Here is a 6,844-nt window from a genome sequence, read left to right on the forward strand (position 1 = left end):
AGGGTGGGTCCGTGGCAGGCGTCGTGATGGCGGCTCATCGGGCGGGGCTCCTCGGGGGCGGGCTGGACGGGAGGGGTACGGACTCAAGGTCTACCCCGTGGTGACGGGGCACACGCGGGTTCCACTCAACCCCATCGCGACGGGCCGGACCACCCGGACGGTCTGTTCGTCTCCTGATGTTCACCATCCAAGCGGTGTCGGGGTCCGTCGGTAGCCTGGGTCGCGTGAGCGAAGACGCAGGGTTGTTCGCGGCCGGGGATGCGCGACCGGGTCCGCGGGAGGGGTCTGTCCCGCAGGTCGACCCGGGATCTCCGCTGGCGGTCCGGATGAGGCCACGGACGCTGGACGAGGTGGTGGGACAGGAGCACCTCCTGCGACCCAACTCTCCGTTGCGGCGGTTGGTCGAGGGCCGGGGAGGGTCCTCGGTGATCCTCTACGGGCCGCCGGGGACGGGCAAGACGACATTGGCCAATCTGGTGGCCAGCACGTCCGGACGGCACTTCGTGGCGCTCTCCGCCCTGAGCGCCGGGGTCAAGGACGTCCGCGCGGTGATCGAGGACGCCCGGACGCGTCAACTCCACGGCCGCCGGACGGTGCTGTTCATCGACGAGGTGCACCGTTTCTCGAAGAGCCAGCAGGACGCGCTGCTGGCCGCGGTCGAGAACGGGATCGTGCTCCTGGTGGCCGCCACCACGGAGAACCCGCACTTCTCGGTGATAGCCCCGCTGCTGAGCCGCTCGCTCATCGCCGAGCTGCAGGGGCTGGACGCGGCGGGGGTGGCGACGGTGATCCGGCGGGCCGTCGCGGACGAGCGGGGCTACGGGGGTGCGCTCGAGGTGACCGACGCCGCCGTGGAGGACATCGTCCGGCTCTCCGGCGGCGACGCCCGGCGCAGCCTGACCATCCTCGAGGCCGCCGCGGGGGCCGCCGAGGACGCGGTGGTGACCCCGGAGACGGTCGAACTCAGCCTGGACGCGGCACCGGTGCGCTACGACCGTGACGGTGACCAGCACTACGACGTCACGAGCGCGTTCATCAAGTCGATCCGCGGATCGGACGCCGACGCGGCCCTGCACTACCTCGCGCGGATGCTGGTCGCGGGGGAGGACCCGCGATTCATCGCGCGGCGACTGATGGTGCACGCGAGTGAGGACATCGGCATGGCCGACCCCACCGCACTGCTCGCCGCCTCCGCCGCGTCGGAGGTCGTGCAGAAGGTGGGGCTGCCGGAATGCCGCCTCGCCCTGGCCCAGGCCACCATCCACCTGGCGACGGCGCCCAAGTCCAACGCCGTCATCTCCGCGATCGACGCCGCGATGGCCGACGTGCGCGCCGGTGGCGTCGGGGAGGTCCCGCGTCACCTCCGGGACGGTCACTACGCCGGGGCGAAGGGGCTGGGCAACGGCGTCGGATATCGCTACGCGCACCAGTCGCCGGCGGGGGTGGTGGCGCAGCAGTACCCTCCCGACGAGCTCGTGGGTCGGGACTACTACTCGCCCACCGGACACGGTTACGAACGTGACCTGCGCACGAGACTGACCCGACTGCGGGGCATCGTCCGCGGATCCACCTAGCTGCCCGGGTCGAAATATGTGAAACTCATGAGGCCTGTCTGAACGGGCGCAACATTCAAGTCGTCGAGCACTTTTCGGAGGAATCATGAGCGGAATCGCGAGCATCTTCTCGACCCTGGTCGGTGTGGCCACCTCGGTGGGCGTGTGGGGGACCGGCGCGCACAGCCTCGGTCTGCTTCCCCAGGAGGCGTTCATCACCGCCGCCAACTTCGGCATCATCCTGCCCCCGATGCCGCGCTGATACGGCTACTCGCGCGTCGTCAGATCGCCGGCCGGATCGCCGGCAGTCCCCTCGGCACGGTCCCCGCAGGCGGGGTCCGTGCCGAGGGCGTTCGAAGGCTCTTCCGGTCCGTTCCTCGACGCCGGAGTGCCGCCGGTAGGCTGAGCAGTCGTCCGACCACCTCCTCAAGACCCCAGTGAGGCCCCCTGTGCAGACCCATGAGATCCGGCGCCGATTCCTCGACCACTTCGTCAGGGCCGGACACGCCGAGGTCCCCAGCGCATCACTGGTACTGGACGATCCGAACCTGTTGTTCGTCAATGCGGGCATGGTCCCGTTCAAGCCCTACTTCCTGGGCCAGGAGACCCCGGAGCACGCCACCGCGACCTCCATCCAGAAGTGTGTGCGCACCCTCGACATCGAGGAGGTGGGCATCACCACACGCCACAACACCTTCTTCCAGATGGCCGGCAACTTCTCCTTCGGTGACTACTTCAAGGAGGGGGCGATCCGGCACGCGTGGTCACTGCTCACCTCGTCCGTCGATGACGGCGGGTTCGGTATCGACCCCGGGCTGCTGTGGGTCACCGTCTATCTCGACGATGACGAGGCGTATGGCATCTGGCGTGACGTGGTCGGCGTCCCGGAGGGCCGCATCCAACGTCGCGGGATGGCGGACAACTACTGGTCCATGGGTGTTCCCGGACCGTGCGGGCCGTGCTCGGAGATCTTCTACGATCGCGGCCCGGCCTACGGGGCGGAGGGCGGTCCGGAGGCGGATGAGGACCGCTACATCGAGATCTGGAACCTCGTGTTCATGCAGAACGAGCGCGGCGAGGGCACCGGCAAGGACGCGTTCGAGATCCTGGGCCCGCTGCCCAAGCAGAACATCGACACCGGGATGGGGATAGAGCGGGTCGCGTTCCTGCTCCAGGGTGTCGAGAACGTCTACGAGACCGACCTGCTCCGCCCGGTGATCGACACCGCCGAGCGTCTCTCCGGCAGCACCTACGGGGCGGACAGCGCCTCCGACGTACGTTTCCGGGTGATCGCGGATCACGCGCGCACGGCGTACATGCTGATCGCCGACGGTGTGACCCCCGGCAACGAGGGCCGCGGGTACATCCTGCGCCGCCTCCTGCGGCGAATCGTCCGCTCGGTCCGGCTGCTCGGGGCGGGCGGGGACACGATGGCCGAGTTGATGACCACAGTCAAGGACGCGATCGGCCCGTCGTTCCCCGAGACCGTCGCCGGGTACGAGCGCATCGAACGCATCGCCGTGGCCGAGGAGATCGCCTTCCTCAAGACCCTCGAGTCCGGCACCCAGCTGTTCGAACGCGCCGCGCAGGACGCCAGGAAGTCGGGGGCGGCGACCCTGTCGGGACGCCAGGCCTTCGCGCTGCACGACACGCACGGGTTCCCCATCGACCTCACGCTGGAGATGGCGGCCGAGGCCGGACTCCAGGTCGACGAGGCGGGCTTCCGGTCCCTGATGTCCGAGCAGCGGGCGAGGGCCAAGGCGGACTCGCGGTCCAAGAAGCACGCCCACGCCGACCTGTCGGTGTACCGCGACTTCCTCGACGCGGGCGAGACCGTCTTCACCGGATTCACCGAACTCACCGACGAGTCCACACTCCTGGGCATCGTGTCCGGCGGCGAATCCGTCCCCGTGGCCAGGGAGGGTGACAGGGTCGAGTTCGTCCTCGATCGCACCCCGTTCTACGCCGAGTCCGGTGGCCAGCTCGGGGACCGCGGCATGATCTCCACGGCCGGTTTCCAGATGCAGGTCGACGACGTCCAGAAGATCGGCAAGAAGCTGTGGATCCACAAGGGCGTCCTCACGGGAGGCGAGGTCGAGGCCGGCCAGCTCGTCACCGCGGCCGTCGACCCGGAGTGGCGCAAGGGGGCCACACAGGGCCACTCGGCCACCCACCTCGTCCACGCCGCGCTGCGGCAGATCCTCGGACCGGAAGCCGTCCAGGCGGGCTCGCTCAACAAACCGGGGTACATGCGGTTCGACTTCAACTGGTCGGGTTCCATCCCGGCGGACGTCCTGGCCCAGGTTGAGGAGATCACCAACGCCGCCGTCGACGCCGACTATCGCGTGAACACGATCGAGACCAGCCTCGACGACGCCCGCCGGATGGGCGCCATGGCACTGTTCGGCGAGAACTACGGGTCGCTGGTCCGGGTGGTGGAGATCGGCGGTCCGTTCTCGATGGAACTGTGCGGCGGAACCCACGTCGCCAGTTCCGCGCAGATCGGCCCGGTGAGTCTGCTGGGCGAGGCCTCCGTCGGCTCCGGTATCCGGCGGGTGGAGGCGTACGTCGGCATGGACGCCTACCGACATCAGGCCCGGGAACGTGCGCTCGTGTCGGGCCTGGCCACCTCGCTCAAGGCACCGGCCGAGGAGCTGCCCGACCGGGTGGCCGCGCTGACCGCGAAGTTGCGGGAGGCGGAGAAGGCCCTCGAATCGATGCGTGCCGCCCAGCTCGCCTCTCGGGCCGGGGACCTGCTGTCGGCGGCCGAGGACCTCGACGGGATCCGGCTGCTGACACACGACGACCCGGGAGGATCGGCGGGCGACCTGCGGACACTCGCATCGGACCTCAGGGGCCGTCTCGGCGGGGACGCCGGCGTCATCTTCCTCACCGCCGCGGGTTCCGACAAGGTCCCGTTCGTCATCGCGGTGAGCCCGGCCGCCCAGGAGCGCGGTCTGCGCGCGGGAGATCTGGTCAAGGCCATCGCACCGACGCTCGGGGCGCGGGGTGGTGGCAAGGCCGACATGGCACAGGGCGCCGGCACCGACCCGTCCGGCATCGATGCGGCCGTGTCCGCCCTGCGCTCCGCCGTCAGGGACGCCGGGTGACGGCATCCGACACCGGTTCCTCCGGATGGACCCGTGGACGTCGGATCGGGCTGGACGTGGGGACGGCACGGATCGGTGTCGCCTCGTGCGATCCCGACGGGATTCTGGCCACTCCTGTCGAGACGATTCGGGTCGCCAGTGGTGACCCCGACTGGACGGCGGAGGTGAGGCGCCTGGCTGAGCTTGTCGAGGAGCACGACGCGGTCGGCGTGATCGTCGGACTGCCCACCTCGTTGAAGGGACGGGACACCGCCTCGACGGCGATGGCGCGATCGTTCGTCACGGCGCTGTCCGCCGCCTCGCCGGGTCTCGACGTCGAGACGGTGGACGAACGACTCACCACCGTGACGGCCGGGGCCGCCCTGCACGGAGCGGGCAGGAACACCCGACAGCAGCGTGGCGTGATCGACCAGGCCGCCGCGGTGGTGCTGCTCCAGGCATGGCTCGACTCACGGCGCGCCCGCCGATGACGGGCGTCCCGACCCACCCGGCTGGATAAACTGACACGACGCACGATGCTGTCCGGCGGGCAGCTCCCTGAACCACCGGATAAGGAGCACGATGTCTGCGGCACGAGGACGCTCACGAACGAGTGGCACCATCCGGTTCATACTCCTCGCGGCCGTGGTCGGGGTGGTCCTGGCCTTCGCCGCGATGGTGTACCGGGCGACGAACAGCGAGATCTCGGCCGCGCCGGATTTCGAGGGCGGGGGTTCCGGTACCGCCCTGTTGCACGTCGAACCGGGTGACACCCTGGGAGTGGTCGGGGATCGCCTGTATGACATCGGCACCGTGGCCAGCACGCGGGCCTTCACGGGCGCAGCTTCCGGGACCTCGGTCGAGGGCATCCAACCGGGCTATTACCAGGTCCGTCAGGAGATGAGTGCCGCGTCGGCGGTCGAGGCCCTGTCCGATCCCCGCAGCAGGGTCGGCTTCATGGACGTCAATCCCGGTGGGCGGCTGCTCGACACGGTCGTGGTCGGCGGCGGCACCGAGAAGGGCATCTACACACTCATCGCCGACGCGACCTGCCTGCGGGACCTCGACCAGCCGGACGCCCCACCGGTATGCCGGCTTCCGCAGGAGATCGTCGACGCCGCCGTCCAGGCCGACCCCGTCGAACTCGGGGTGCCCGACTGGGCCATCAACGAGGTCCGCGGCGCCCCTGACCCGGTGCGTCGACTGGAGGGGTTGATCGCGCCCGGCGTTCACAACATCAACCCGCAGTCGGAGCCCGTGGAGATCCTCCGCCAGTTGATCGACTCGTCGACCGAGGCGTACGACGCCACCGGCCTCGTCCCCTCCGCCGAGAGGATCGGGTTGACCCCTTATCAGGTGGTCACGGCGGCGTCCCTGGTGGAGAAGGAGGGAACACTCGAGGATTTCGACAAGATCGCCCGGGTGATCCTCAACCGACTCGACGAGCCGATGCGCCTGCAGTTCGACTCGACGGTCAACTACGCCCTCGCCGACCAGGAGATCGCGACGACCGACGCCGATCGGGCCGCGGTCACGCCGTGGAACACCTACGCCATGGACGGGTTGCCCTACGGTCCGATCGGGTCTCCCGGCCTCGACGCGCTCCGGGCGATGGAGAACCCCGCGGAAGGACAGTGGAAGTACTTCGTCACGGTCGACATGCAGGGGACCACCCGATTCGCCGACGAGTACCCGCAGCACGAGCGATACCAGAGCGAGGCGATCGCGAACGGGGTCCTGTCCAGTGGGCGGTAGCGCCGCTCTAGTGGGCGATAGCGCCGCGGACCGCTCGCCCCGATCGGCCGCGGTACTCGGCCACCCTGTGGACCACTCCCTGTCCCCGGTCCTGCACGGTGCCGCGTACCGGGCGCTCGGCCTCGACGGGTGGACCTACGAGCGGATCGAGTGCACGGAGGCGCAACTGCCCGCCGTGGTCGACTCGTCTCCCGACCATCGTGTGGGGTATTCGGTGACGATGCCGAACAAGTTCGCCGCCCTCGGGTACGCGACCGAGGTCAGCGAGCGCGCCCGGATCGTCGGCAGCGCCAACACCCTCGTCCGGCGGGAGACCGGCTGGTTCGCCGACTGCACGGACGTCGACGGGGTGACCGGGGCACTCGCCGGGTTCGACGAGCTGCCCCCCGAACCGACGGCGGTCGTCCTGGGCGTCGGCGGGACCGCCCGCCCGGTGTTGGCCGGGCT

The 6,844-nt window shown here is 69.6% G+C and carries 5 protein-coding genes and 1 pseudogene; all 6 read left to right on the forward strand.

Annotated elements, in window-relative coordinates; all coding sequences use genetic code 11:
- The first annotated feature begins 176 nt into the window (after window positions 1-176).
- Window positions 177-1,574 (forward strand): replication-associated recombination protein A, encoded by a 1,398-nt coding sequence (locus G6026_RS11750; RefSeq protein WP_182613289.1) that lies wholly within the window; start codon window positions 177-179, stop codon window positions 1,572-1,574.
- 85 nt (window positions 1,575-1,659) lie between these two features.
- Window positions 1,660-1,815 (forward strand): hypothetical protein, encoded by a 156-nt coding sequence (locus G6026_RS11755; protein ID WP_017836862.1) that lies wholly within the window; start codon window positions 1,660-1,662, stop codon window positions 1,813-1,815.
- 187 nt (window positions 1,816-2,002) lie between these two features.
- Window positions 2,003-4,663: an alanine--tRNA ligase gene (alaS, locus tag G6026_RS11760; protein ID WP_182613290.1), complete on the forward strand. Its 2,661-nt coding sequence runs from the start codon at window positions 2,003-2,005 to the stop codon at window positions 4,661-4,663.
- On the forward strand, window positions 4,660-5,133 hold the full coding sequence (gene ruvX, locus G6026_RS11765; RefSeq protein WP_107756539.1) for a Holliday junction resolvase RuvX: 474 nt from the start codon (window positions 4,660-4,662) through the stop codon (window positions 5,131-5,133). Before alaS ends, ruvX begins: the two co-directional genes overlap by 4 nt.
- Window positions 5,134-5,224: 91 nt before the next feature.
- Window positions 5,225-6,397: an endolytic transglycosylase MltG gene (locus G6026_RS11770; RefSeq protein WP_182613291.1), complete on the forward strand. Its 1,173-nt coding sequence runs from the start codon at window positions 5,225-5,227 to the stop codon at window positions 6,395-6,397.
- Between the two features lie 10 nt (window positions 6,398-6,407).
- A pseudogene (locus G6026_RS11775) lies at window positions 6,408-6,844 on the forward strand (shikimate dehydrogenase); the annotation flags it as partial.

Source organism: Dietzia sp. DQ11-38-2 (genome assembly GCF_014145055.1).
GTDB lineage: Bacteria > Actinomycetota > Actinomycetes > Mycobacteriales > Mycobacteriaceae > Dietzia.